The sequence below is a fragment of the Glaciimonas sp. GG7 genome (assembly GCF_052976905.1).
In genome coordinates, this window is sequence record NZ_JBRIIQ010000008.1 from 18,158 (window position 1) to 43,977 (window position 25,820).

At 51.2% G+C, this 25,820-nt stretch carries 28 protein-coding genes and 1 other RNA gene; 25 read left to right on the forward strand and 4 right to left on the reverse strand.

Annotated elements, in window-relative coordinates:
• Positions 1–21 precede the first annotated feature (21 nt).
• The 12 genes from hisD (at position 22) to tatC (ending at position 8,258) form a co-directional block, all read left to right on the forward strand.
• The gene (gene hisD / locus ACVBEF_RS03760) at positions 22–1,344 is read left to right on the forward strand and encodes a histidinol dehydrogenase (RefSeq protein WP_447122608.1); all 1,323 of its coding nucleotides are present in this window, start codon (positions 22–24) and stop codon (positions 1,342–1,344) included.
• Positions 1,345–1,352: 8 nt separating this feature from the next.
• Complete coding sequence (locus tag ACVBEF_RS03765; RefSeq protein WP_447122673.1) at positions 1,353–2,168, forward strand: DNA-methyltransferase; 816 nt, start codon at positions 1,353–1,355, stop codon at positions 2,166–2,168.
• Positions 2,169–2,291: 123 nt separating this feature from the next.
• Positions 2,292–2,888, forward strand: a complete 597-nt coding sequence (hisB, locus tag ACVBEF_RS03770; protein ID WP_447122609.1) for an imidazoleglycerol-phosphate dehydratase HisB — start codon at positions 2,292–2,294, stop codon at positions 2,886–2,888.
• Between the two features lie 36 nt (positions 2,889–2,924).
• Entirely contained in the window at positions 2,925–3,563 is a 639-nt protein-coding gene (gene hisH, locus ACVBEF_RS03775; RefSeq protein ID WP_447122610.1) for an imidazole glycerol phosphate synthase subunit HisH, read from the forward strand.
• A 65-nt stretch (positions 3,564–3,628) separates the two neighbouring features.
• A complete protein-coding gene (gene hisA, locus ACVBEF_RS03780; RefSeq protein ID WP_447122611.1) occupies positions 3,629–4,441 on the forward strand; it encodes a 1-(5-phosphoribosyl)-5-[(5-phosphoribosylamino)methylideneamino]imidazole-4-carboxamide isomerase in 813 nt (270 codons plus the stop codon).
• A complete protein-coding gene (gene hisF, locus ACVBEF_RS03785) occupies positions 4,438–5,202 on the forward strand; it encodes an imidazole glycerol phosphate synthase subunit HisF (RefSeq protein WP_447122612.1) in 765 nt (254 codons plus the stop codon). Before hisA ends, hisF begins: the two co-directional genes overlap by 4 nt.
• Positions 5,199–5,597 (forward strand): phosphoribosyl-AMP cyclohydrolase, encoded by a 399-nt coding sequence (gene hisI / locus ACVBEF_RS03790; protein WP_447122613.1) that lies wholly within the window; start codon positions 5,199–5,201, stop codon positions 5,595–5,597. Before hisF ends, hisI begins: the two co-directional genes overlap by 4 nt.
• A gap of 27 nt (positions 5,598–5,624) precedes the next feature.
• Positions 5,625–6,014 (forward strand): phosphoribosyl-ATP diphosphatase, encoded by a 390-nt coding sequence (locus tag ACVBEF_RS03795; RefSeq protein WP_447122614.1) that lies wholly within the window; start codon positions 5,625–5,627, stop codon positions 6,012–6,014.
• A gap of 49 nt (positions 6,015–6,063) precedes the next feature.
• Positions 6,064–6,444 (forward strand): histidine triad nucleotide-binding protein, encoded by a 381-nt coding sequence (locus ACVBEF_RS03800; RefSeq protein WP_447122615.1) that lies wholly within the window; start codon positions 6,064–6,066, stop codon positions 6,442–6,444.
• 110 nt (positions 6,445–6,554) lie between these two features.
• Positions 6,555–6,797, forward strand: coding sequence for a Sec-independent protein translocase subunit TatA (tatA, locus tag ACVBEF_RS03805; RefSeq protein WP_447122616.1), 243 nt, complete (start codon positions 6,555–6,557; stop codon positions 6,795–6,797).
• Positions 6,798–6,860: 63 nt separating this feature from the next.
• Positions 6,861–7,370, forward strand: coding sequence for a Sec-independent protein translocase protein TatB (gene tatB, locus ACVBEF_RS03810; protein ID WP_447122617.1), 510 nt, complete (start codon positions 6,861–6,863; stop codon positions 7,368–7,370).
• 120 nt (positions 7,371–7,490) lie between these two features.
• Entirely contained in the window at positions 7,491–8,258 is a 768-nt protein-coding gene (gene tatC, locus ACVBEF_RS03815) for a twin-arginine translocase subunit TatC (protein ID WP_447122618.1), read from the forward strand.
• A 78-nt stretch (positions 8,259–8,336) separates the two neighbouring features.
• On the opposite strand, the gene ACVBEF_RS03820 is transcribed toward tatC, so the two are convergent.
• Both ACVBEF_RS03820 and ACVBEF_RS03825 read right to left on the reverse strand, forming a co-directional pair.
• Positions 8,337–9,020 (reverse strand): DUF2461 domain-containing protein, encoded by a 684-nt coding sequence (locus ACVBEF_RS03820; RefSeq protein ID WP_447122619.1) that lies wholly within the window; start codon positions 9,018–9,020, stop codon positions 8,337–8,339.
• Between the two features lie 46 nt (positions 9,021–9,066).
• Positions 9,067–10,239, reverse strand: a complete 1,173-nt coding sequence (locus tag ACVBEF_RS03825; protein WP_447122620.1) for a Do family serine endopeptidase — start codon at positions 10,237–10,239, stop codon at positions 9,067–9,069.
• Positions 10,240–10,253: 14 nt separating this feature from the next.
• Here ACVBEF_RS03825 and ACVBEF_RS03830 point away from each other — a divergent pair, with 14 nt between their 5' ends.
• The 7 genes from ACVBEF_RS03830 to ACVBEF_RS03860 all read left to right on the forward strand — a co-directional run bounded on the left by ACVBEF_RS03830 (position 10,254) and on the right by ACVBEF_RS03860 (position 18,726).
• Entirely contained in the window at positions 10,254–11,048 is a 795-nt protein-coding gene (locus ACVBEF_RS03830; RefSeq protein WP_447122621.1) for a Nif3-like dinuclear metal center hexameric protein, read from the forward strand.
• A gap of 20 nt (positions 11,049–11,068) precedes the next feature.
• A complete protein-coding gene (locus ACVBEF_RS03835; RefSeq protein WP_447122622.1) occupies positions 11,069–11,455 on the forward strand; it encodes an RNA-binding S4 domain-containing protein in 387 nt (128 codons plus the stop codon).
• 266 nt (positions 11,456–11,721) lie between these two features.
• Positions 11,722–12,387 (forward strand): TetR/AcrR family transcriptional regulator, encoded by a 666-nt coding sequence (locus ACVBEF_RS03840; RefSeq protein ID WP_447122674.1) that lies wholly within the window; start codon positions 11,722–11,724, stop codon positions 12,385–12,387.
• Positions 12,388–12,412: 25 nt separating this feature from the next.
• Positions 12,413–14,203 carry an acyl-CoA dehydrogenase C-terminal domain-containing protein gene (locus tag ACVBEF_RS03845; RefSeq protein WP_447122623.1) on the forward strand — a complete coding sequence of 597 codons (1,791 nt, stop codon included), beginning with the start codon at positions 12,413–12,415 and terminating at the stop codon, positions 14,201–14,203.
• 86 nt (positions 14,204–14,289) lie between these two features.
• Positions 14,290–16,677: a 3-hydroxyacyl-CoA dehydrogenase/enoyl-CoA hydratase family protein gene (locus ACVBEF_RS03850; protein WP_447122624.1), complete on the forward strand. Its 2,388-nt coding sequence runs from the start codon at positions 14,290–14,292 to the stop codon at positions 16,675–16,677.
• Between the two features lie 14 nt (positions 16,678–16,691).
• Entirely contained in the window at positions 16,692–17,888 is a 1,197-nt protein-coding gene (locus tag ACVBEF_RS03855) for an acetyl-CoA C-acyltransferase (RefSeq protein ID WP_447122625.1), read from the forward strand.
• Between the two features lie 73 nt (positions 17,889–17,961).
• Complete coding sequence (locus tag ACVBEF_RS03860; RefSeq protein ID WP_447122626.1) at positions 17,962–18,726, forward strand: enoyl-CoA hydratase; 765 nt, start codon at positions 17,962–17,964, stop codon at positions 18,724–18,726.
• Positions 18,727–18,814: 88 nt separating this feature from the next.
• Here the strand turns inward: ACVBEF_RS03860 and ACVBEF_RS03865 are convergent, their stop codons facing one another.
• Together ACVBEF_RS03865 and ACVBEF_RS03870 are read right to left on the reverse strand one after the other, a co-directional pair.
• Positions 18,815–18,964, reverse strand: coding sequence for an entericidin A/B family lipoprotein (locus ACVBEF_RS03865; protein ID WP_447122627.1), 150 nt, complete (start codon positions 18,962–18,964; stop codon positions 18,815–18,817).
• 196 nt (positions 18,965–19,160) lie between these two features.
• Positions 19,161–19,838, reverse strand: a complete 678-nt coding sequence (locus tag ACVBEF_RS03870) for a MarC family protein (protein WP_447122628.1) — start codon at positions 19,836–19,838, stop codon at positions 19,161–19,163.
• A gap of 415 nt (positions 19,839–20,253) precedes the next feature.
• Between ACVBEF_RS03870 and rnpB the strand changes: the two genes are divergently transcribed.
• The 6 genes from rnpB (at position 20,254) to coxB (ending at position 25,818) form a co-directional block, all read left to right on the forward strand.
• An RNA gene (gene rnpB, locus ACVBEF_RS03875) (RNase P RNA component class A) lies at positions 20,254–20,581 on the forward strand.
• Positions 20,582–20,745: 164 nt separating this feature from the next.
• On the forward strand, positions 20,746–21,300 hold the full coding sequence (locus tag ACVBEF_RS03880; protein ID WP_447122629.1) for a fasciclin domain-containing protein: 555 nt from the start codon (positions 20,746–20,748) through the stop codon (positions 21,298–21,300).
• 243 nt (positions 21,301–21,543) lie between these two features.
• A complete protein-coding gene (locus tag ACVBEF_RS03885; RefSeq protein ID WP_447122630.1) occupies positions 21,544–22,704 on the forward strand; it encodes an acyl-CoA dehydrogenase family protein in 1,161 nt (386 codons plus the stop codon).
• Positions 22,701–23,861, forward strand: a complete 1,161-nt coding sequence (locus ACVBEF_RS03890) for an enoyl-CoA hydratase/isomerase family protein (protein WP_447122631.1) — start codon at positions 22,701–22,703, stop codon at positions 23,859–23,861. Before ACVBEF_RS03885 ends, ACVBEF_RS03890 begins: the two co-directional genes overlap by 4 nt.
• 287 nt (positions 23,862–24,148) lie before the next feature.
• Entirely contained in the window at positions 24,149–24,616 is a 468-nt protein-coding gene (locus ACVBEF_RS03895) for a DUF2244 domain-containing protein (protein WP_447122632.1), read from the forward strand.
• Between the two features lie 32 nt (positions 24,617–24,648).
• Positions 24,649–25,818, forward strand: coding sequence for a cytochrome c oxidase subunit II (gene coxB / locus ACVBEF_RS03900; protein WP_447122633.1), 1,170 nt, complete (start codon positions 24,649–24,651; stop codon positions 25,816–25,818).
• Positions 25,819–25,820 lie beyond the last annotated feature (2 nt).

Below are 25,820 nucleotides of genomic sequence, written 5' to 3' on the forward strand. Positions count from 1 at the left end.
AATTAAGCCAACTAAGCCACTATGACTATAAAAATCAGAAAACTGAATGCGACCGACGCCGATTTTCAGGCGCAACTGTCGGCTGTGCTGGCCTTTGATGCAAGTGAAGACGAGGCCATCGATCAGGCGGCAGCGCGGATCTTGGCCGATGTCAAGGCGCGTGGCGATACGGCGGTTTTAGCCTATACCAAGCAATTTGACCGACTTGATGCAGAGAGCGTTTTGGCGCTGGAAATCGGGCAGGATGAATTGAAGGCAGCGTTATCCCAATTGCCGCTGGTGCGTCGTGCAGCGTTGCAAGCGGCGGCTGATCGCGTACGCGTTTATCACGAACGTCAGAAGCAGGAATGCGGCTCGGATGGCTTTAGTTATACCGAGGCTGACGGTACTGTTCTGGGTCAAAAAGTCACGCCGCTCGACCGTGTCGGTATTTATGTGCCGGGCGGCAAGGCGGCTTATCCCTCATCCGTGCTGATGAATGCGATTCCGGCCAAGGTTGCCGGGGTGCAGGAAATCATCATGGTTGTGCCAACGCCGGATGGCGTTAAAAATCAACTGGTATTGGCAGCCGCAGCCATCGCCGGGGTGGATCGGGTGTTCACCATCGGTGGCGCGCAAGCAGTTGGCGCGTTGGCGTATGGCACGGCAACGATCCCGCAGGTCGATAAGATTGTTGGTCCTGGCAATGCCTACGTCGCCGCTGCCAAGCGCCGTGTGTTTGGGACCGTTGGCATCGATATGATCGCCGGACCGTCTGAAATATTAGTCATTTGCGATGGCACGACAGACCCTGACTGGATCGCCATGGATCTGTTCTCGCAAGCCGAGCACGATGAGTTGGCGCAGTCGATTTTGTTGTGTCCAGACCCGGCTTATATCGACAAAGTTGAGGCTAGCATTAACCGCCAATTGGCCGATATGCCGCGGCAAGAAATCATTCGCGCTTCGCTGACCAATCGTGGCGCATTGATTCAAGTACGTGACATGGCGCATGCGTGCGAAATCGCCAATCTGATCGCTGCCGAACATTTGGAAATTTCTGCCGAGGAGCCAGAGCGTTGGGCGGAGCAGATTCGGCACGCCGGAGCGATGTTTTTGGGGCGTTTTTCGTCAGAGTCGCTGGGCGATTATTGTGCTGGCCCGAATCACGTTTTGCCTACTTCGCGCACGGCACGCTTTTCATCGCCGCTCGGTGTGTACGATTTTCAAAAACGTTCAAGCATGATCAATATTAGTGAAGCTGGTGCGCAGACCCTGGGGCGCATCGCCGCCGAACTAGCGGAGGGCGAAGGTTTGCAGGCGCATGCGCGCTCAGCCACGTATCGCTTTAAAGACGCGCTTTGAACGCTGAGATGCTGAGTTGGCAAAACAAGGTTTTTGGCGAAGATGCCGTGCAGGGCATGGCGCGTATTCCCGATGGTTCTGTTGATTTGCTGCTGGCCGATCCACCCTACGGGCTGGGCAAGGATTATGGCAACGACTCCGATAAATTGGAGATGGCTGCTTATCTGCGCTGGACCGAAGAGTGGATTGATGCGGCGCTGCCGAAACTCAAGCCCAATGGCAGTCTCTACATTTTTCTGACCTGGCGTTACTCCCCGGAAATTTTTGTCATGCTCAAGCAACGCATGACGATGCTTAATGAAATTATCTGGGATCGCCGGGTGCCGTCGATGGGTGGTGGAGTGCGGCGTTATTCTTCGGTGCATGACACGGTCGGTTTTTTTGCCCGCGCCAAGGATTATTACTTCGATCTGGATGCGATTCGGATTCCCTACGATGCCGTGACCAAGAAAGCCCGCTCGCGCTCGATCTTTGTCGGAGCGAAATGGCTGGAACTGGGCTACAACCCGAAGGACGTCTGGAGTGTGTCGCGCTTGCATCGCGAACACCGCGAGCGCGAAGACCATCCGACGCAAAAGCCGTTAGAAATCATCGAGCGCATGATCAAGGCATCCTGCCCACCCGGTGGCGTCGTCTTAGACCCATTCATGGGCAGCGGCACAACGGCGGTGGCGGCACAGCGGTGCGGGCGTAAGTTTGTGGGATTTGAATTGAATCCTGAATATTGTGCGTTGATAGAGCAGCGTTTGGTGCAACTTGATAATCAGAGCGCAGATGCGATTGTGCAGTCTGAGTTGTTCCCACTTAAAAATGTTGTTGGCTGAACGACATTGCCGATAACCTGCCTCCGTACTTGCTCGCTGCGTAGTACACTAACAAATTACGCGTACTTCCATTCCAGATGCCTGTAAACGCGTCTTTCTTTGTCACTTTGGTCCAATCTGAACATGTCTACGCCCCGCACCGCAGAAATTATTCGCAACACCAACGAGACGCAAATCCGCGTCGCGATCAATATTGATGGTACCGGACAGCAAAAGCTCAACACCGGCGTGCCTTTCCTGGACCATATGCTCGATCAAATTGTGCGTCACGGCATGATTGATATTGAAGTCGAGGCAGTCGGCGATTTACATATTGACGCCCACCACACGGTCGAAGATGTCGGCATTACGTTGGGGCAAGCGTTTGCCAAGGCGATGGGCGACAAAAAAGGCGTGCGTCGTTATGGACACGCGTATGTCCCCCTAGATGAAGCACTGTCGCGGGTTGTGATCGATTTTTCCGGTCGTCCGGGTCTTGAATTTCACGTTCCTTTTAAGCGCGCAATGATCGGTTCGTTCGACGTTGATCTGACGCACGAATTTTTTCAGGGCTTCGTCAACCACGCTTTAGTGTCGTTGCATATCGACAATTTGCGCGGCGACAACGCGCACCATCAATGCGAAACCGTGTTCAAGGCTTTCGGTCGTGCGCTACGCATGGCAGCCGAACTTGATCCACGCTCGGTGGGTGTGATTCCCTCGACCAAGGGCAGTCTTTAATCGTCGTTCATCCCTGTCCAGACTTACTTTTTTATCATGACAAAAATTGTTGTAGTTGATTATGGCGTGGGTAATTTGCGCTCGGTAGCGCAAGCACTGCGTCATGTAGCGCCAGATGCTGACGTGCGCATTTCTGGCGACGTCGCCGATATCCGTGCTGCAGACAGAATTGTTTTGCCAGGTCAGGGCGCGATGCCGGATTGCATGCGCAGCTTGCGCGAATCTGGCGTTCAGGAAGCCGTGCTGGAAGCGGCACGCAGCAAGCCACTCTTAGGCGTGTGCATAGGCGAGCAAATGTTGTTTGACTGGAGTGAAGAAGGTGATACGCCCGGTCTGGGGTTGTTGCCCGGCAAAATTGTGCGATTTCGCCTGGATGATGCGTTGCAAGAAGATGGTTCGCGCTTCAAAGTGCCGCAAATGGGCTGGAACCGCGTACATCAGTCAGCGCCGCATCCGCTCTGGGAAAACATTGCCGACGATGCGTATTTTTACTTTGTGCATAGCTACTATGCGGTCCCGACAGACCCGGCTCACACAGTGGGCCAGACGCACTATGGCGCAGCATTTAGCTGTGCGGTTGCGCGGGATAATATTTTTGCAACGCAGTTCCATCCAGAGAAAAGTGCCTCCGCTGGATTGCAGCTGTATAAAAACTTTGTGCACTGGAATCCTTGATTGCGGCGCTGATTTTTTCGTAGTGTAAATATCTATTTTTCTAACTTTTCTCTCATACCGTAGCCATGCTGCTCATACCTGCTATCGACCTGAAAGACGGTCACTGTGTCCGTCTTAAACAAGGCGACATGAACCAAGCCACTGTATTTTCCGATGATCCGGGCAAGATGGCCCTGCATTGGCTCGAACAAGGCGCGCGCCGTCTGCATCTGGTGGATCTGAACGGCGCTTTTGCCGGAAAACCGAAGAACGAGGCGGCTGTCAAAGCCATCATCAAATCAGTCCGGGCCTTTGCGTTAGCCCATGGTATCGACGAAATTCCGGTCCAATTGGGCGGCGGAATTCGCGATCTCGATACCATCGAGCGTTATCTCGACAACGGTCTGAGCTATATCATCATTGGTACGGCTGCCGTGAAGAATCCGGGCTTTTTGCACGATGCGTGCGGCGCTTTTCCGGGCCAGATTATCGTAGGCTTAGATGCCAAAGATGGCAAAGTGGCGACCGATGGCTGGAGCAAGTTGTCCGGTCACGAAGTCATCGATCTGGCTAAAAAATTCGAAGATTACGGCTGCAATTCGATCATTTATACCGATATCGGCCGCGACGGTATGATGGGCGGTGTCAATATTGAAGCGACCGTGAAGCTGGCGCAAAGCATGACTATTCCCGTGATTGCCTCCGGCGGCGTGCATGACATTAAGGATGTCGAAGCGCTCTGCGATGTGCAGGACGAGGGCATCGAAGGTGTTATTTGCGGTCGCTCGATTTATGAAGGCACGCTCGATTTGCGTAGCGCGCAAGAGCGTGCCGATGCACTCACCGAGTATGTTGAGATCGATGATTTGTTGGAGCAGCCTGACGCTGAGCAATCATGACCCTTGCTAAACGGATTATTCCCTGTCTCGATGTGACCAATGGTCGGGTCGTCAAGGGTGTTAATTTTACTGAGCTGCGCGATGCGGGTGATCCGGTTGAAATTGCACGTCGCTATGACGAGCAGGGTGCCGATGAGATTACGTTTCTCGACATTACGGCCTCTTCGGATAATCGCGATCTGATTCTCGATATCATCGAAGCGGTAGCGTCGCAGGTTTTCATTCCGTTGACGGTGGGCGGCGGTGTCCGCGTGGTGTCCGATGTGCGCCGGTTATTGAATGCCGGTGCGGATAAGGTCAGCATCAATACTTCGGCCGTGACCAATCCGCGCTTAGTGGCGGAGGCGGCGAGTAAGTACGGCTCGCAATGTATCGTGGTGGCGATTGATGCGAAGCAGACTGCGCCGGGAAAATGGGAAGTATTTACCCATGGCGGTCGGAATGCGACCGGACTTGATGCGATTGAATGGGCGGTCATGATGGAGCGGCTGGGCGCCGGTGAAATCCTGCTCACCAGCATGGATCGCGATGGTACTAAAGTCGGCTTCGATCTGGCATTGACAAGCCATGTTTCCAATGCGGTGACCATCCCGGTGATTGCTTCGGGCGGCGTGGGCAGTCTGCAAGATCTGGCAGATGGCATCAAAATCGGACGTGCTGACGCGGTATTGGCGGCGAGCATTTTCCATTATGGGCAACATACAGTGCAAGAAGCGAAGCGCTTTATGGCTGCACAACAGATTCCGATGAGGCTGGCATGAGCGCGACCTGGTTAAATAAAGTGAGGTGGGATGAGCACGGTCTGGTGCCGGTCATTGCACAGGAAGTCAATTCTGGCGACGTGCTGATGTTTGCGTGGATGAATCGTGACGCGCTCGCCAAAACCGTCGCCCTTGGTGAGGCGGTGTACTGGAGTCGTTCGCGCAAGAAGCTCTGGCATAAAGGCGAAGAGTCCGGGCATGTGCAAAAGGTGCATGACATTCGTCTCGATTGCGACGAAGACGTGGTGCTATTGCGGGTTGAGCAAGCCGGTGGTATTGCCTGCCATACCGGGCGTCACTCCTGTTTCTTTCAAAAATTTGAAGGGTCGGAAAAAAGCGGCGTCTGGAATGCCGTTGAGCCGGTTCTGAAAAATCCCGACACTATCTATAAATGAACAACGAATGAACAACGAGTCTGCATCATGAGTGAAACATTAAGACGGTTAGCCGAGGTCATTGAATCGCGGAAGTTGATCAACGGCGGTGACCCTGAGAAATCGTATGTTGCGCGTTTGTTTTCCAAGGGCGACGATGCGATTTTGAAAAAAATCGGTGAAGAAGCAACTGAAACGGTCATGGCGGCCAAGGATGCGCGGGTGGACGGTGACAAGTCGCATGTTTTATATGAATGCGCCGATCTTTGGTTTCATTCGTTGATCATGCTGGCGCAGTTTGATTTGACGCCGCAAGATGTGCTCGATGAGCTGGCGCGCCGCGAGGGCTTGTCTGGGATAGAAGAGAAGGCGCATCGAAAACTGGTCGCGCGTGAAGTGCAGGAAGCGCAGCAAGAAGCGAATCCATTTAAAAAATGAGGTTGCTTGCCTTAGTTGTATTAAAGCTATGTACTCTGTGGAGATAAATTTGGAGAACTGTATTTTTTGCAAGATCGCTACAAAACAGATCCCATCTAAGCTGATTTATGAAGATGACGATTTGGTGGCTTTCCATGATCACAATCCTGCCGCACCGGTCCATTTCTTGATTATTCCGAAGCAGCATATTGAAACCTTGGCAGATTGCGGCGAACAGCATGCGATGTTGCTCAGTAAAATGATGTTGTTGGTGCCGAAACTGGCGCAAGAACATGGTTGCGGTTATCAGATGGATGCCAATGGTCAGGCTAGTGGCGGTTTCAAGACCTTATTCAACACCGGTCCTGATGCACGCCAAGAGGTATATCATTTACATGTGCATGTAATCGGTGGACCACGGCCCTGGAAAGGGCAACACGCTTTGGCGTGATATAAAACGTCAGGTAACAAATAACACATAAAGACCGCATCAAATCAGACAGCATTGTCTGCAAATGGTGTGATTAGATTTCGGACATTTCCGTCCGGCAAGGAGAAAATATGGGTTCGTTCAGTATTTGGCACTGGTTGATCGTGCTGGTCATCGTGATGTTGGTATTCGGTACCAAAAAAATAGGCAATATGGGCGCTGATCTTGGCAAGGCTGTTAAAGGCTTTAAAGATGGTGTTAAAGGCGAAGAAGAGAAAGCAACTGAAGCCGCAGAAACTACGAAGGCCGCTAGTGCCGCCACTAAGCCTACCATCGACGTTGTCGCCAAAGAACAGGATAAAACCGGTCACTAAGTCAGCATCTCCGGCAGAGTTTGATGCTGCCGGTGTGTGGCTTGGCGTGATCGGTACTACTGCATGATTGATATTGGCCTTACTAAACTCGTCGTCATTGGTGTCGTTGCCCTGGTTGTGATCGGACCGGAAAAATTGCCAACCGTTGCCCGCATGGCGGGCTCGTTGTTTGGCCGCGCGCAACGGTATATCAATGAGGTCAAATCCGAGGTCAGTCGCGAGATTGAAATCGAAGAGCTGCGCAAGATGCAGCAAGACGTCAAAGAGGCCGCCAGCAGCTTTGAAAACAGCATCTCTCGCAGTATTTCAGAGACGCAGGATTCGCTGCATGCGGCTTGGGATGATAATCTGATCGAGAACCCCGGCGACAGTGTTGTGATGACGGGTAATGTCGCGCAGTTGGCGATCAAGGCTAAAAATTTCCGTAAGAAAAAACTGGCTAAAAACAGCGCGATTCCTGCCTGGTATAAAAACCAAAGCGGTCGCAGAGTGCGTGTGATGTCAGGTGCCGCAAGGGTTGCCAAGTATCGTCCGGCCAGCGCAACGAAACATTCCGGCTCCTTTTACGCATGAGCCAGGTTCAATATATACGGCATGTTATCGGCACCGTTGGCGGCCCCCTTGGCGGCTATCCATCGCGCCTATCCCGTGTAGGCAAGCAGGCTAGTCTGCAAACAAATGTTGTAGCTATCCATGACTGAAGAACAAAAAACCAGCCCCATCGAAGAAACCTTTATCTCGCATCTGGTAGAGCTGCGCAATCGCATCATGAAAGCGTCGATCGCGATTATTGTGGTCTTTCTGTGTCTGATGCCGTGGGCGGCAAATATCTACGATTTCTTAGCGGCGCCAATGATTGCGGCCTTGCCTGTCGGCAGCAAAATGATTGCTACCGGGGTAATTACACCGTTTCTGATTCCGGTCAAGGTGACCTTGCTGGTGGCGTTCGTGATTGCGTTGCCGTGGGTGTTGTATCAGTTGTGGGCATTTATTGCGCCGGGGCTGTACACCCATGAAAAGAAGTTGATTGCACCGTTGGTGATTTCGTCGTCGGCCTTATTTATTACCGGGGTGGCATTCTGTTATTTCCTCGTATTTAAGGTGATTTTTCACTTTATCAATAACTTTGCACCAAAATCCATTTCAGTGGCCCCGGACATCGATAGCTACTTTGATTTTGTCATGACCATGTTTATTGCTTTCGGCATGACTTTTGAGGTACCGATTGTCGTGATTGTATTGGTCCGTATGGGTCTGGTGTCGCTGGAGAAGCTCAAGGCGATCCGACCGTACGTCATCGTTGGGGCATTCGTCATCGCGGCAATTGTTACGCCGCCGGACATCATGAGTCAGTTGTTGTTGGCCGTGCCGCTGTGCGTGTTGTACGAAGTCGGTTTGCTGGTCGCGCCCTTGTTTGTCAAGGCGACTCAGGCACCTAAGGATGCAGAAGAAACGATTTGATGACTTACTGACTTACACAAAAACTAACGGGCTTATGATCAACGATCTAAGCCCGTTTAACGTTCTGAACCCAACGCTTCATGACACCGGCGTATTGATTTGCCTGAGCCAATTGACCAGTGCATAGGCATCCTTGAAGCTGGCGATCAATTCTTCCTCCAATTCCTCTCCAAGCATGTTCTGCAATGGCTGTTCCTTGCGGACCAGAAAACTTTTTAATCGGATGTATTCGATATGTGGCGAGTCGGCATCAAAACCTTTTGGCGGGCGTACCAGTTGCTCACCGATTTGAAGGCTGCCGTAGCTTGTCACTAGTTTTTTGTTCTTGAGTAACTTACTAAAGCCAGTGTCGTCGGTGACGATTTGATCACGGATGGCCCGCAATCGGTAAGCTGGCGGAATATATTCGCCAGCTGCAATCCGTAGCATGCCGTCGGCATTGATATGGAAATAATACATAGGGCCACCGCCTTGACTCGGGCGCTTGAGGCCGCTGGCCGTGATCGCAGCAGAAAAGGTGGTTTTGTAAGGATTTTTATCGTGCGAAAAGCGCATATCGCGGTTAATCCTGAAGAGCGCTTTTTTAGGATTACAGGCAGTGACTGCCGGATCGAATTGACTGATTTTGGCGATCAGACGAATCACTAACTCAAGAAATTCGATGCGCAAAATATCGTAACGCGGCTTGTTCATCACAAACCATGCACGGTTATTGTTTTCGGATAATTCTGCCAGGTACTGGGTCAAGTCGCGGACATGCATTGTTACTTTCAATTTGGGATCTACGAGAGCATTCTCGTCAGTCCTATTATTCTTGTTCTGGTTGCTTGATGAACGGGCGCTTACCGATAATCAGATCAATCAATATATGTTTGGTTTTGCGTATGACCGCGACTTTTACTTTACTGCCAGGTGCAAATTTGGCCACCACGTTGAGTAAGTCAGTAGGGTCGGCAACAGTGCTGTCGTTAATGGCCACGAGTATATCTCCCGGCTTTAAACCGGCTTTATCGGCAGGACCATTCCTTAGTACGCCGGCAATAATCGCTCCCGTCTTTTGCGTCAGACCAAAGCTCTCCGCTAGTTCGGGCGTGATTTCCTGTGGTTCGACGCCGATATAGCCGCGTACCACGCTGCCGGTATTGATGATCGATTCCATCACGGTTTTAGCGGTGGAGACAGGAATGGCAAAACCGATCCCAAGCGAGCCGCCGGTGCGGGAATAAATCGCGGTGTTGATGCCGAGCAGATTGCCGTTAGTGTCAATGAGTGCACCGCCTGAGTTACCCGGATTGATGGCGGCGTCAGTTTGAATAAAATTCTCGAATGCATTGATGCCGAGATGGCTGCGGCCAAGAGCGGAAATAATACCCATGGTGACCGTCTGTCCCACCCCAAAAGGATTGCCGATCGCCAGTACGACGTCGCCAACGCTGGCTTGATCAACGTGACCGAACGTGATCGCCGGTAAGTCAGGCAGATCGATCTTGATGACAGCCAGATCGGTGTCGGGGTCTGCGCCAACCACTTTCGCTGAGGCTTTACGCCCATCAGCGAGCGCGACTTCAATTTCGTCAGCCGCTTCGACGACGTGATTGTTGGTCAAAATATAGCCTTGCGAGCTGACAATCACGCCGGAGCCCAAGCTAGATTGCTTTTCTTCCGGTTCGCCGGAACGATCACCAAAGTATTTCTTGAACAAGGGATCTTGCATGAACGGATTGGTGGACGGTTTTGCCTCTTTACTGGTAAAGATATTGACCACCGACGGCATCGCCCGCTTCGAGGCATCACGATACGAAGCCTGTGGGCCAATGCCAGAGGGGGCTTCTTGTATCGGCACTTTGGACGCTGCAATATGCAGGCGTGTGTTGCCGACTAACGCGCCGCTTAACCATTCCGGTTTCAGGGTCGTTACAATAAACCAAATCGCTAAACCGATAGTTACGGTTTGCGCAAACAATAGCCAGAAACGTCGCATATAAAGAGGTAGAAATGGAACAAACATTGGTGGAAAAAAAGTCGCTGTATAAGTCAGTGAGCCGGGCGCAACTTGCAGATTATCTGGCAGAAATACTCAACATTAAACAATACCGTGATTATTGCCCAAATGGCCTACAGGTGGAAGGACGCACTGAAATCTCATCCTTAGTTACCGGTGTTACCGCGAGTCAGGCTTTGCTTGAAGCTGCGGTTGAGGCAGGGGCGGATGCGATACTCGTGCATCACGGTTATTTCTGGCGCGGTGAAGATGCGCGGGTGATTGGACCTAAACACAATAGACTGAAATTGCTGTTGACGCACGACATTAATCTATTTGCCTATCATTTGCCGTTAGATGGACATGCGGAGTTAGGTAATAACGCGCAATTAGGGCAGAAGCTTGGATTGATTGCGCAAGGGCGATTCGGTGAGGATAGTCTTGGCTGGTTGGGTGTTGTCGGCGATACGGCGGTGAGAACGGTAGGTGAATTGGCACAATTGATTGAGACCAGGCTGCGGCGTCCACCGACTCTGATCGGTGACCCTGCCCAACCATTGGGCCAGATAGGCTGGTGTACGGGCGCAGCACAGAATTATTTGGGTGAGGCCATTGCAGCCGGAGCAAGCGCCTACATCAGCGGTGAAATTTCAGAGCCTACGGTGCATTTAGCGCGCGAATCTGGCGTCGCCTATTTAGCGGCGGGACATCACGCGACCGAACGTTACGGTGTGCAAGCATTGGGCCGCCATCTGGCTGAGCGCTTCGGCATACAACATCGCTTCATCGATATAGATAATCCTGTTTGATCATTGCGTGTGAGGTTGATATGCAAAATTCTGTTGCAACGGTCCGTATTGATAAATGGCTATGGGCGGCACGGTTTTTCAAAACCCGTTCACTCGCTACTGAGGCGGTGGTGACGGGGAAGGTCAGTCTCAATGGCGAGCGGGTCAAGCCTGCACACAATGTCAAAGTTGGCGATACGCTGGAGATCAACAATGGTGCCAATGCATGGGAGGTGGTCGTGCAGCGGCTCGCCGATGTACGTGGATCAGCTGTTGTTGCGCAGACGCTGTATCAGGAAACTGAGCAAAGTATCGGCAAACGCATGGCTGTTGCCGAAGATAGAAAATACTTTCATGAACCGACCATGATGATCAGAGGGCGCCCAACTAAGCGCGATCGTCGATTGCTGGATAAAAATCAATCGTAAAAGTGGGGTAATACAAGGGCGGTTAAGTAAAGACCGCATAACTATTCAGACTGCGCTAACTTGCTCATAAGCATCATTCGCTATAAATCTCAATCAAAAATCGCTGATATTCATAGTATTTATTGCCTAAGACATTTCCTATATGGTTTTTATGATGCATAATAGTACGATCGTTCGCATTATTTCATCGCCATGTTTTATTTAAGTTGTGACTAAAAGATAGGATTACTGTGGCACATTTAATCAGCGGGACACCGGCCAAATTCATGCGCAAAGGCGAACTGACGCGTGCGGCGATTCTGGATGTTGCGCTCGCGCTCGCCAGTCGTGATGGCTTGGAAGGATTGACGATAGGCCTGCTGGCTGAAAAGATGAGCATGAGCAAATCTGGCGTTTTTGCGCATTTCGGTTCGCGTGAAGATTTGCAGTTAGAAGTTGTCAAGCTGTACCACCGGCATTTCGAGCATGAAGTATTTTATCCTAGCATCAAAGAGGCGCGCGGCCTGCCTCGTTTGCGCGGCATGTTTGCGCGTTGGGTGAAGCAGGTCACGATTGAAATTTCGTCCGGCTGTATCTATATTAGCGGCGCGGTTGAATACGATGATCGCCCCGGTGAGTTGCGCGATCAGTTGGTGTCGATGGTGCAGACTTGGCAGGAAGCCTTGCAGCGCTGCGTGTTGCAAGCAATCGAAGAGGATCATTTACATCCCGATACTGATGCCCAACAACTAGTGTATGAAATGTACGGACTGATTTTAGGTCTGCATCACGATGCGCGATTTCTCAAAAAAGCCGGAAGCGAAGCGCGTGCACAAAAAGGATTTGATCGTCTGATCCAAAGCTGCCAATCCAATTCGTCTGAGCAACACACGGACGCTGGCAAAAAAACTTCACCATTACATCAAACTTCTACTGTCCATAAGACAGTCTGACAATACCTATCATCAGGAGAAAATTATGGGTCAATACATTGCGCCACTGCGGGATATGCAATTCGTTATGCACGAGTTGTTGCATGTCGAAGATGAACTGAAACAATTGCCGAAGCATGCCGATATCGATGCGGACATTATCAATCAGGTGCTGGAAGAGGGCGGTAAATTTACCTCTCAGGTATTGTTTCCGTTGAACCATTCCGGGGACCGCGAAGGCTGCCATCACGACAAAGAATCCAAGAGCGTGACTACCCCTAAAGGCTTCAAAGAAGCTTACAAGCAATACGTCCAAGCCGGTTGGCCTGCGCTTTCTTGTTCGCCAGAATTCGGCGGTCAGGGCTTGCCGTTGGTGATGAATAATGCGTTCTACGAGATGATGAATTCGGCCAATCAAGCCTGGACCATGTATCCCGGTTTGTCGCACGGCGCGTATGAATGCCTGCTTGAGCACGGTACGCCAGAGCAAAAGGCCATGTATTTGCCGAAGCTGGTGTCGGGTGAGTGGACCGGTACGATGTGCTTGACCGAATCGCATTGCGGTACTGATCTGGGGCTGCTGCGCTCCAAGGCTGAGCCGCAGGCTGACGGTTCTTATCTGATTACTGGCAGCAAGATATTTATCTCCGCCGGTGAGCATGACATGGCCGACAATATTTTGCATCTGGTGCTGGCACGTTTGCCCGACGCGCCGCAAGGATCAAAAGGTATTTCGTTATTTTTAGTGCCGAAGTTTCTGCCGAATGCTGACGGTTCGCTGGGCGCGCGCAATCCGATTACGTGCGGCGCGATTGAAGAAAAAATGGGCATTCACGGCAATTCCACCTGCCAGATGAATCTCGACGGCGCGACCGGCTGGATTATCGGCGGGCCGCACAAAGGCTTGAATGCCATGTTTGTATTCATGAATGCTGCGCGTCTGGGCGTTGGGATGCAAGGGCTGGGCCTGACTGAAGTTGCCTATCAAAATGCCTTGGTGTATGCCAAAGACCGGATTCAAATGCGCAGTCTGTCAGGCATCAAAGCGCCAGATAAAGCCGCCGATCCGATCATTGTCCACCCCGATGTACGACGCATGCTGTTGACCGCAAAAGCCTTTGCCGAAGGCGGTCGCGCATTCTGTACTTACCTCGCCTTGCAAATCGACAAAGAACTCAATCATCCGGACGAAACAGTGCGCAAGGATGCCGCTGACGAAGTCGCGTTGCTCACACCAGTGGTCAAAGCCTTCATCACCGACAACGCCTGGATTGCGACCTCAGAGTGTATGCAAGTCTACGGCGGCCATGGTTTTATCGCCGAATGGGGCATGGAGCAATACGTGCGCGATGCGCGTATCAACATGATTTACGAAGGCACCAATACGATCCAGTCATTGGATTTGCTGGGCCGCAAAGTCTTGATGGATAACGGTGCCAAGCTCAAGAAATTCGGTGCCAAGATACAGGCCTTCGTTGAAGAGAATGGCACTGACGAAGCATTGTCAGAGTTCATTACGCCGCTGGCGGACTTAGGCGATAAGGTCACCAAATTGACGATGGAAATCGGTATGAAATCGTTCCAGAATCCAGATGAAGCCGGTGCTGCTGCGGTGCCGTATCTGCGTGTGGTCGGGCATTTGGTGTACTCCTATTTCTTTGCGCAAATGGCAAAGATTGCGTTGGAAAAGCAGGGTAGTGGGGACAAGTTTTATGAAGCAAAACTGGCGACAGTGCGTTTTTACTTTGCTCGTCTGTTACCAGAAACAGCGATGCTGATTCGTCAGGCGCGTTCCGGCTCGGCCAGCCTGATGGCATTAGACGCCGACCTGTTTTAAATAGGGATGCACAGCAGAACCACGTTTCTGCTGTGTATTTTTCGTTGCAGGATTTGTTCAATAATGTATTAAACAAGGAGACAACAGTGTCCAATTTTATCGTAAAAAAAGTCGCCGTTTTAGGTGCCGGTGTGATGGGTGCGCAAATCGCCGCACACTGCCTGAATGCGAAGGTTCCGGTCATTCTGTTTGACTTGCCAGCCAAAGAAGGTCCGAAGAACGGCATCGTCTTGCGCGCCATCGAGAACCTGAAAAAACTCAGCCCGGCACCGCTAGGCAACAAGGATGATGCTGCGCTGATCGAAGTTGGCAATTACGAAGACGATATCGCCAGGTTGGCTGAGTGTGATTTGATCATCGAAGCGATTGCCGAGCGCATGGACTGGAAGCATGATCTGTACAAAAAAGTCGCGCCTCATATCGCGCCGAACGCGATTTTTGCGTCCAATACTTCAGGCTTGTCGATCACAGGCTTGTCGGAAGGTTTTGACGCTGAATTGAAGGAGCGTTTTTGCGGCGTGCATTTCTTCAATCCGCCGCGCTACATGCATTTGGTCGAGCTCATTCCTACGGCCTGCACCAAGCCGGAAATTCTCGATCAGCTAGAAGGATTTTTGGCGACGACCCTGGGTAAAGGCGTTGTACGCGCGAAAGATACGCCTAACTTCATCGCCAATCGGGTTGGTGTATTCGGTATTCTTTCCACTGCGCATCAGGCTGAAAAATTCGGCTTGTCGGTAGACGTTGTCGATGACTTGACCGGTGCCAAATTAGGCCGCGCCAAGTCGGGTACTTTCCGTACCGCTGACGTGGTCGGACTCGACACGATGGGCCATGTCATCAAGACCATGCAAGATAGTCTGAAAGATGATCCTTTCCACGGCGTGTACGCGACACCGCCACTGCTGGCCAAGTTGATTGCGCAAGGTGCGCTCGGCCAAAAATCGGGCGCTGGTTTCTACAAAAAAGTCGGCAAAGATATTTTGCGTGTCGATGCGGCTACCGGTGATTATGTCGCCGGTGGTGGCAAGACCGATGATTTGGTTGCCCGGATTCTGAAAGAGAAAGATCCCGTCAAGCGTATGAAAACGTTGCGCGAATCAAGCAACCCGCAAGCACAATTTTTGTGGTCGATTTTCCGCGATGGCTTCCATTACATCGCCATCCATCTGGAGTCGATTGCCGACAACGCACGTGATATCGATTTTGCGATGCGTTGGGGTTTTGGCTGGAGTGTCGGCCCGTTCGAAATCTGGCAAGCCGCTGGCTGGCAACAAATTGCCGTGTGGGTCAAAGAAGATATCGATGCCGGTAAAGCGTTGTGCAATGCACCGTTGCCACCATGGGTATTCGATGGCCGCACCGGCGTGCACGGTGCTGACGGATCGTATTCGCCGGCTAAAAATACTAGCGTGGCGCGTTCCGATCTGGCGGTATATCAACGTCAGGTATTCCGCGCACCATTGGTCGGCGAAGGCGTTGCTGACGGCGCCAATGCCGGAACCACCGTATTTGAAGATGAATCAGTCCGTCTCTGGCATCAAGATGACGACGTTCTGATTATCTCGTTTAAAACCAAGATGCACGTCATCGGCCCCGGCGTGATTGCTGGCCTGAACATGGCGATCGCTGAGGCCGAAAAGAACTTCAAAGGCTTAGTTTTGTGGCACGCGGATGCAGCCAACGGCGGCGCATTCTCGGCCGGTGCGGATTTGCAATCGATGCTGCCGCTATTCATGTCAGGCGGCGTCAAAGCGATTGAGCCGATGGTCGCGCAATTGCAGCAAGCGTTCATGGGCCTCAAATATGCGAGCGTGCCAGTCGTGGCTGCTGTGGCCGGTCTGGCTTTGGGCGGTGGTTGCGAGCTGATGCTGCATGCGGCCAAGCGTGTCGCGGCAATTGAATCGTATATCGGTCTGGTCGAAGTTGGTGTTGGTTTGATCCCGGCCGGTGGCGGTTTGAAAGAAGCGGCAATGCGTGCTGCGCATGACGCTAGTGGTAACGACATTTTGCAATTCCTCAAATCTTCGTTCCTCAATGCGGCGACTGCGAATGTCTCGAAATCGGCGCTGGAAGCGAAGAAGATGGGCTATCTGAAAGCCAGCGATGTCATCGTCTTTAATGCCTATGAATTGCTACACGTAGCCAAGGTTGAGGCGCGGGCGATGTTCGATGCAGGTTATCGTCCGCCATTGAAAGCGTTGATTCCGGTAGTTGGCCGTGGCGGTATTGCGACCATCATGGCGCAACTGGTGAATATGCGCGACGGGGGTTTTATCTCTGCGCATGACTACAAACTCGGTTGCATGATTGCTGAAATCGTCTGCGGTGGTGATATCGAAGAGGGCAGTGTCGTCAATGAACAATGGTTGTTGGACCTGGAGCGCAAGGCTTTCATGGAATTGCTGAGTCATCCAAAAACCCAGGAACGCATCATGGGCATGATGCAAACCGGCAAGCCGGTCCGCAACTAATAAGGGAGATTTAAATGAGTAAACAACTTCAAGAAGCGTACATCGTTGCCGCCACCCGTACCCCCATCGGCAAAGCGCCGCGCGGCATGTTTAAGAACACGCGTCCAGACGATTTATTAGTACGCGTGCTGCAATCAGCGCTGGCGCAAGTACCTGATCTGGACCCGAAATTGATCGAAGATGCGATCATCGGTTGTTCGTTCCCAGAGGGTGCGCAAGGCCTGAACATGGCACGTAACGGCATTCTGCTGGCAGGCTTGCCGAATACTATCGGTGGGGTCACCGTGAATCGTTATTGCGCTTCCGGCATCACCGCCATTGCGATGGCGGCGGACCGGATTCGCGTCGGTCAGGCTGACGTCATGATCGCAGGCGGTGCTGAATCGATGTCGATGGTACCGATGATGGGTTTCCATCCGTCGGTCAATATGAACGTCTTCAAGGATGAAAATATCGGCATGGCCTACGGCATGGGTCTGACGGCTGAAAACGTTGCCAAGCAATGGAAAGTCTCGCGTGAATCGCAGGATGAATTTGCCTTGCTGTCGCATCAAAAAGCGATTGCCGCGCAACTGGCTGGCGAGTTTGATGACGAGACTACCTCGGTGGATATCATCGAACGTTTTCCTAATCTGGCGACCGGTCAAATCGATATTAAGACTCGCACAGTGAGCCGTGATGAAGGTGCGCGTGCGGAATCGACGTTGGCTGCGCTGGCTAAACTCAAGCCAGTATTTTCACCAAAAGGCAGTGTGACCGCTGGTAACAGCTCACAAACCTCGGATGGCGCTGGTGCATTGATTCTAGTGAGCGAAAAAATTCTGAAGCAATTCAACCTGACGCCGTTGGCACGTTTCGCCTCTTTTGCGGTGCGTGGCGTACCGCCGGAAATCATGGGAATCGGTCCGAAAGAAGCGATCCCTGCGGCGTTGCGCGCTGCTGGCATCACGCAAGATCAACTGGACTGGATCGAGCTCAACGAAGCGTTTGCTGCGCAGGCATTGGCAGTGATGCAGGATCTCGGTCTGGACCCTTCCAAGGTCAATCCGATGGGCGGCGCGATTGCGTTGGGCCACCCATTGGGCGCGACTGGCGCGATCCGTGCAGCCACTACCATTCATGCGATGCGTCGCAAGAATTTGAAGTACGGCATGGTGACGATGTGCGTTGGTACTGGTATGGGCGCAGCAGGTATTTTTGAGCGCATGTAATCTATTTCATAACATCGTGACACTCAAAAAGCCGTACCGCGATTGCAGTACGGTTTTTTTACAGGAGGAAAAAATGGATATTTTAATTAGCAAGGAAAGTGGCGTATTAACGATCGCGTTTAATCGTCTGGATAAGAAAAATGCGCTCACAGCGGCGATGTACCAAACCATGTCTGATGCCTTAAAAGAGGCCGAAGACGATGCGGCGGTGCGGGTGATTTTATTTGTCGGAAAACCGCAAATTTTTAGCGCTGGCAACGACATCGAAGACTTTTTAATAAATCCGCCGAACAGCCAGAGTAGCCCGGTATTTCAGTTTCTGTGGCAGATCAGTCATGCCAGCAAACCGTTAATAGCCGCAGTGGCAGGCGCTGCGGTGGGTATCGGCACGACCTTGCTGTTACATTGCGATTTAGTCTATGCAGCAGAAGACGCACGATTTTCGATGCCGTTCACGCAGCTTGGCGTTTGTCCGGAAGCTGCATCGAGTTTGTTATTGCCGCAACTCGCCGGCTATCAACGTGCGGCTGAAAAACTTTTGCTGGGTGAAGCGTTCGATGCAACCGAAGCGCAGGCGATGGGGTTGGTCAATAAAATCTTGCCAGCCGATCAGTTGCTGGCATTTGCGCAGGGTCAGGCGGCTAAATTGGTTGCTTTGCCTGCTAGCTCGATTCGTATTACCAAACAGTTGATGAAAGGCCCGCAGATAGCTTTGGTAGAGGCGCAAATGGCAAAGGAAATTCAGCATTTCGGGACTATGCTCAATGCGCCGGAAGCGAAGGAGGCGTTTACGGCTTTCGTTGAAAAACGCAGGCCGAATTTTAGTCAGTTTTCCTGATTACTCACGGCAAAATCTTATCCGAATCAGCATAAAAAAAACCCGACTTTATGTCGGGTTTTTTATGCGGACCTGAGATGATAATTGATTACATTTTTGCTTTAACATCTTGCGCTGCGTCTTGCACTTTCTCGCCGCCTGTTTGAACATCCTTGCCCATACCTGCGAAGGTGTTACAAGCTGACAGGATACCGAACATACCGATTACTGCTGCGATAGAAATGATTTTCTTGATCATAGTGGACTCCTGATGCTGTTGAGAAAAAACTGCAATGCTATTGCAAATTGATTGTATTTATTTTGTGCCTAATCATCATCTGATGAGAGAAGTCACGCAACAGAGTAAGCGTTCGCAAAGAAAGTGTCTATCATCGGTGGAAATTTTGTTGTTCTTCAACAAATATAAAAAATTTGTCGCAAATTGTGCTTGTCAATTACAGGCCTGTCTCGTGCAACTGCCGAAGTAATCCACCAATACCGTCCCATAAAATCTGCACGCCAATACAGAGCAAAATAAACGAGTACATACGCAGCATCACCGTTGTGCCGGTGTCGCCAAGCAGGCGCACTAATACGCCAGCGAAGCGGTTACTGAAATACACGGTGGCTGCTGCCAGCGCCAATGCGACAACCGCAGCAACCAATGTAATGACGATAGGGACGTCAGGAATTCTGAGTCCGGCTCCCAAAGTAATTGCCACCGAAATGGATCCAGGCCCGACCGTGAACGGAAAGGTAAGCGGATAGAACGCTTTTGCGGAAGCGAGTTCTTTGGTCCATAACGATCCGGGAATGGCCTCGACTTTTGGCGCTTCTTCCATATCCAGCAGTTTCCATGCAGTGGCGATCACTAACAGGCCACCTGCGACTTTGACGACCGGTAATGAGATGCCGAAAAAGGCGAGTACATGCGTACCGATGAACATACCGGCGATGAGTAAGATAAAGGTGTTGACGGCAACCCGCCAGGCTAGCGCATTGCGAGTAGTGTCCGATGCTCCGGCGGTCAGCGAGTGAAAAATCGGCGCGTTGCCAGGCGGATTCATGATCGGCAATAGCGCCGCGAGCACGAAAAAAACGGTTTTGAGAAAAGCTAGTAGGTGGAGTTGCATGGATGTCTGGAGTGCCTTTTTGGGTCAGCTCTAGTAGTCTGTCGGACTTGCGGAATCGAAGCGAAAAATGTGCCGGGCGAGGGCAGATTTTGCCGGATTCGCAGCGCCAATAGCGAGCTATTGGTCAAGAAGCTGGTGAAATATGGGCCGTCCAGCACATTTTGTAGCCGATTACCCGTAAGTCCGACAGGCTGCCAGGCTGTAAATAATGATTCAGGAGCAGATTCTAGACTGCGCACGGTGTTAGCTGGAAAAATACTTACGTCATAATTTGATAGTGGTTTTTTGGTTCATTTCATGGGCTGAAATGCATGGAAATAGCCGTAGATCGGATCGCAATCGCAGAGACGAATTGGTGTAAATAAATACCGCTAGCATCTCCGCAGCCGACCTGCACTGAGGTAGAATGCCGCCTGAAGTAAGCCAGACAGCCGCTGGTCGTGTAGTGCAAGCTACATGGCGGGAGGAAGGTCCGGACTCCATAGAGCAGGGTGACGGTTAACGGCCGTCCGCCGTGAGGCGAGGAATAGGGCCACAGAGACGAGCGTATTAAGTTACGGTGAAACGCGGTAACCTCCACCCGGAGCAATTCCAAATAGGCACGCGTTGATGTTGCTCGCGGAGCGTGCGGGTAGGAAGCTTGAGCGCTGGAGTAATCCAGCGCCTAGAGGAATGGTTGTCATAACGAGCGGGCGCAAGTCTTATCGTCGTAACAGAATCCGGCCTATCGGCTTACTTCACTTTTTCTAAGCTATGTCGTCTGGCATGGCTTTCAATCATTTTCGGATGATTTTTCTTATGCGCTCAACGCGCATTTTTTTTCACATGATTTCCTTGAATCCAGTTTTGAGATGCTCGCGTATATAACTCCGCAAGCTCGAAAAAATCTCTTTCTAAGGAAACTATCATGCGCAAATTAAGCTATGTAATCACACTCTCTGCAGCGTTGCTGGCCGCCAATGTAGCCTTCGCTGAAAACACGGTCATGGTTGGTGGACAAAGTATGTTGCCAAGCAAGGACATCATCGACAATGCGGTAAATTCAGCCGATCACACCACGCTGGTGGCGGCGGTAAAGGCGGCTGGACTGGTTGATACGCTCAAAGGAAAAGGCCCTTTTACCGTTTTTGCGCCAACGAATGCTGCATTCGGCAAGCTGCCAGCAGGCACTGTCGAGACGCTGGTAAAGCCAGAAAATAAAGCGACGTTGACCAAGATTTTGACGTACCACGTTGTGCCAGGTAAATATGACTTTGCTGCACTTTCAAGCGCGATCAAAAAAGGTGGCGGTATGGCGCAATTGGCAACAGCTAGCGGCGGTAAATTAACCTTTAAACAAAATGGTATGCACAATATTGATGTGATTGATGATGGCGGCAATGTAGCCAGTATCAGCACCTATGATGTATATCAATCGAATGGCGTGATTAATGTTATTGATACAGTGTTGATGCCGAAATAATGTGGGCTGATGGATAGTCAGCTACGCAGGTGACTTTAATTAAGGGCGATACTCTTCGGGTATCGCCCTTTTTGTTTTCGGCGCAGAGTATTCTTGGTGCATGGCGAGGCAGTGGGATTACATGACGTTTACGTTAACGTCAATTCTTGCTATTCTGCCGCAAACGCAAAAAACATAGCGTTCGCGGGCGGTTACAGAGTTATTGCGCCAAAGAAAACTACTTCACCAAGGAGACGCACCACCATGAATTTTGAACTTTCCGAAGAGCAGCGTGCGTTTCAGCAAAGCGCACGCGATTTTTCCATGGGCGAACTGGCCCCGCAAGCGGCGCGCTGGGATGCTGAAGGATTTTTCCCTGTTGACGTCATTGCCAAGGCGGGCGAACTGGGATTTTGCGGGTTGTACACGCCAGAGGAGGTAGGCGGCCTGGGGCTGTCGCGGCTAGATGCAACGATTATTTTTGAGGAACTGGCGCGCGGATGCACATCAACCACGGCTTATCTGACGATACATAACATGGTGAGCTGGATGGTGGCCAATTGGGCCACGCCAGCATTCAAGCAGCAATGGTGCGAGCAGCTCGCCGCGGGCAAGAAATTGGGCTCCTATTGTCTGACCGAGCCGGGTGCAGGATCGGATGCCGCGTCGCTAAAAACCAGCGCAGTACTGGATGGCGATGTCTATGTAATTAACGGTGCCAAGGCGTTTATTTCCGGCGCTGGTGCGACGGATCTTTTGGTAGTGATGGCGCGTACTGGCGGTGACGGTGCGGGTGGCATCTCGGCGTTTGCGGTTCCGGCCAATTTGCCCGGTATCAGCTACGGCCGCAAGGAAGAAAAAATGGGTTGGAATAGCCAGCCAACCCGGACCATAAATTTTGACGGTGTACGTGTTCCTGCCGATCATTTGTTGGGGCAGGAGGGCGAGGGCTTTCGGATGGCGATGCGTGGTCTGGATGGCGGTCGTATCAATATTGCTACTTGTTCGGTCGGGACCGCGCAGGCAGCGCTGGATGCCGCACACGGTTATATGAATGAGCGCCATCAATTTAAACGACCGCTGGCGGATTTTCAGGCCTTGCAATTTAAATTGGCCGACATGCAGACGGAGTTAGTTGCGGCGCGGCAAATGGTGCGGTTGGCGGCGAGCAAGCTGGACGCTAAAGCCGCTAATGCGACGACGTATTGCGCGATGGCGAAGCGTTTTGCGACCGATATTGGCTTTCAAATTTGCAACGAGGCACTGCAAATTCATGGCGGTTACGGCTATATCCGTGAATATCCGCTGGAGCGCTATTTCCGTGATGTGCGGGTGCATCAAATTTTGGAGGGGACCAACGAAATTATGCGCGTCATTATTGCGCGCCAATTATTAAGCAGCGAATCGATTGAGGACGTGCGATGAGTCAGGTAATAGCCGATATATCGGTACAACCAGTTTTGTTTGAAGAACGGACGGCGCAAAACGGCAAGCGTATCGGTATTGCCACACTGAATTCTGAAAAAACGTTGCATGCGTTGTCGCTGGAGATGGTGGATTTGCTCGATCCGCAATTGCGGAAATGGGCATCCGATCCGCAAATTGCCATCGTCGTGTTGCAAGCCGCAGGCGAGAAAGCCTTCTGTGCCGGTGGTGATTTGCAGCATTTGTATCGCACCATGCTTGAGCACCATGCTTCGGACGATCCTGAGAATATTCTGGGTAATCCTTACGCGGGTGCATTCTTTGAGCGTGAATACCGGCTCGATTATTTGATTCATACCTACCCCAAGCCGATTCTTGCCTGGGGTCACGGCATTGTGATGGGTGGCGGCGTTGGCCTGATGTCAGGTGCCAGCCATCGCGTGGTGACTGAAAAATCACGGATAGCTATGCCGGAGATTGCCATTGGCTTATATCCAGACGTTGGAGGGACTTGGTTTTTGAACCGGATGCCGGGCCAGATTGGTTTGTTTTTGGCACTGACTGGTGCATCGATTGGCGCTGAAGATGCGATTTTTGCGAAATTGGCGGATTATCGGATTGAACAGAAAGATAAACATGCGGTGTTTGATGCGCTGTTGTCACAACCGTGGAATGGTGACGGTGATGATGTTTTGTTGACACGCTTACTCCAAGGCAATACGTGGCCGTCTTTGGTGCCATCCCCACTGAGCACGCATTTTGGATTGATTAATCAGCTTTGCAGCAAGCCAGCATTGGCAGAGATCGTCACTGCTATCGTTGCGCTCAACAGTGATGATGTCTGGTTGCAAAAAGCTGCTGCGACATTAGTTGCGGGCAGCCCCGGCTCCGCCTGCCTTTCCTATGCGCTACAACGTCGTACACGTCATTTGTCGCTGGCTGAAATTTTTCGTCTGGAATACGTCGTATCGCTGCATTGCGCGGCGCGAGCAGACTTTTCGGAGGGAGTTCGGGCGCTGATCATCGATAAAGATCGCCAGCCGAAATGGTTGCATACAACTTTGGACAGCGTTACGCGAGATTGGGTCGATGGATTTTTTGTTGGACCATGGTCGGTTAAGGATCATGTGAATCACCCGCTGGCGGATTTGAGTTGATGCATAAAACAATCTGTCATCATTCCAAGGTCGCATTGCCTAGTTGACATGTGGTGCTTGTATAGTTGATATTTGCACCACTAAGAGCGCAGTATCGTCGGTATTTGTTGTTGAGGGTGGCTGCGATCTGACTTGTACTGAAATTGCCTTGAATTTTAGCGCTCTGTCAAAGTTCCGCACTTGGCTTTCAGGGCTTATTTCTCCTTGTTAATAGGACCCGTTAGCCCTTATACTTCGAAGGTTTTAGCTTGTGCGGACTGCGACTCCTATGCATTGAGGACACTCAAATGATGCGGCGGGAATGGGATTTGAAGCGCAATTGCGCAATTGCACCGCGTCAACTGGCTCTTTTTTACGCCGGTATGTGCATCACATCACTCTTAGTCGCATCCGTGTGCACCTTGCGCGGTGCTTGGTTTGTACTGTTGTTTGCAATACTCGAAATGCTCGCCGTTGGTGTGGCATTTTTGGCATATGCAAGACATGCAACCGACCGCGAGCACATTACTGTGCAGGATCATTGCCTGTTGGTGGAATTGATACAGGCACAACATATTCGACAATACAGACTGGCATTACGTTCAATTCGGATAGTGGTGAAATCTTCTCGCAGAGAATTAATTTGTCTGGAAGCGGATGGTGTCCGGGTTGAAGTAGGCCGGTTTTTGACGGAATGGAAGCGGCGCGAATTTGTGCGGGAGTTGCAACTAGAGCTGAAGCAAGAGCTGCAACATGAAAGCGCGTTTGGTAGTTAATAAAATTATAATTTTGGGCTTTTGGGGTAATCATGAAATATGCGAAGCGCCTTATATCGTTGATGCTTGCTGCACTGTCCCTGACGGCTTTGCCGTCGTGGGCGGTGAAAGATAGCATTGGCGGTCCTGCGGTACTGCAATTGAATTTTCAGCCACCGGTGACGCAAATTGCGCAGCAGATTTACGATCTGCACACTTGGATGCTGATTATCTGTCTGGTAATTTTTATTGCAGTATTCAGCGTCATGTTTTATTCGATTCTGAAGCATCGCAAGTCCCGTGGCCATAAATCGGCCAGCTTCCACGAAAGCACAACGGTCGAAATCGCATGGACCGTGGTTCCCTTCCTGATTGTTATCGGAATGGCGTTGCCAGCTACTAAAACAGTGGTAGCAATGAAAGATACGTCCAATGCCGATCTGACGATTAAGGCGACTGGGATGCAGTGGAAGTGGGGTTACGATTACCTCAAGGGTGAAGGCGAGGGGATTTCCTTCTTGTCCAATCTGTCCACTCCGCATGAGCAAATTGTTGATCCGAGCAAAGTTAAAAACGATAACTACCTGCTTGAGGTGGATAACGAAGTTGTTGTTCCGGTTAACAAAAAAGTGCGCATTATTACTACTGCAAACGATGTCATTCACTCATGGGGAATTCCTGCGTTTGGTGTGAAACAAGATGCGATTCCGGGTTTCGTGCGCGATACTTGGTTTAAAGCTGAAAAAATCGGTACTTATCGCGGTCAGTGCGTTGAGCTGTGCGGTAAAGATCACGCATTTATGCCTATCGTTGTTAAAGTCGTCAGCGACGCTGATTACACACTATGGGTAGACGGCAAGAAGAAAGAAATGGCCGCCCAAGCGGATGATCCCAATAAAGTCTGGACCATCGACGAACTGAAAACACGTGGCGAAAAAGTCTATGTCGCCAATTGCGCAGCTTGTCATCAAGCCACTGGTAAGGGCGTCCCAGGTGCATTTCCTGCACTCGATGGTGATCCTGTCGTGAACGGTCCACGTGCTGCTCAGATTCACGTTCTGCTCGAAGGTAAAATTGACGGCGCTATGCAGATGCCGGCATGGAAGGCTGTATTGTCGGATACCGAAATTGCTGCCGTGATTACTTATACGCGTAATACATGGTCTAACAAAGCTGCAGAAAACATTGTTCAACCGGCTGAAGTGCTGGCTGCGCGTAAGTAATT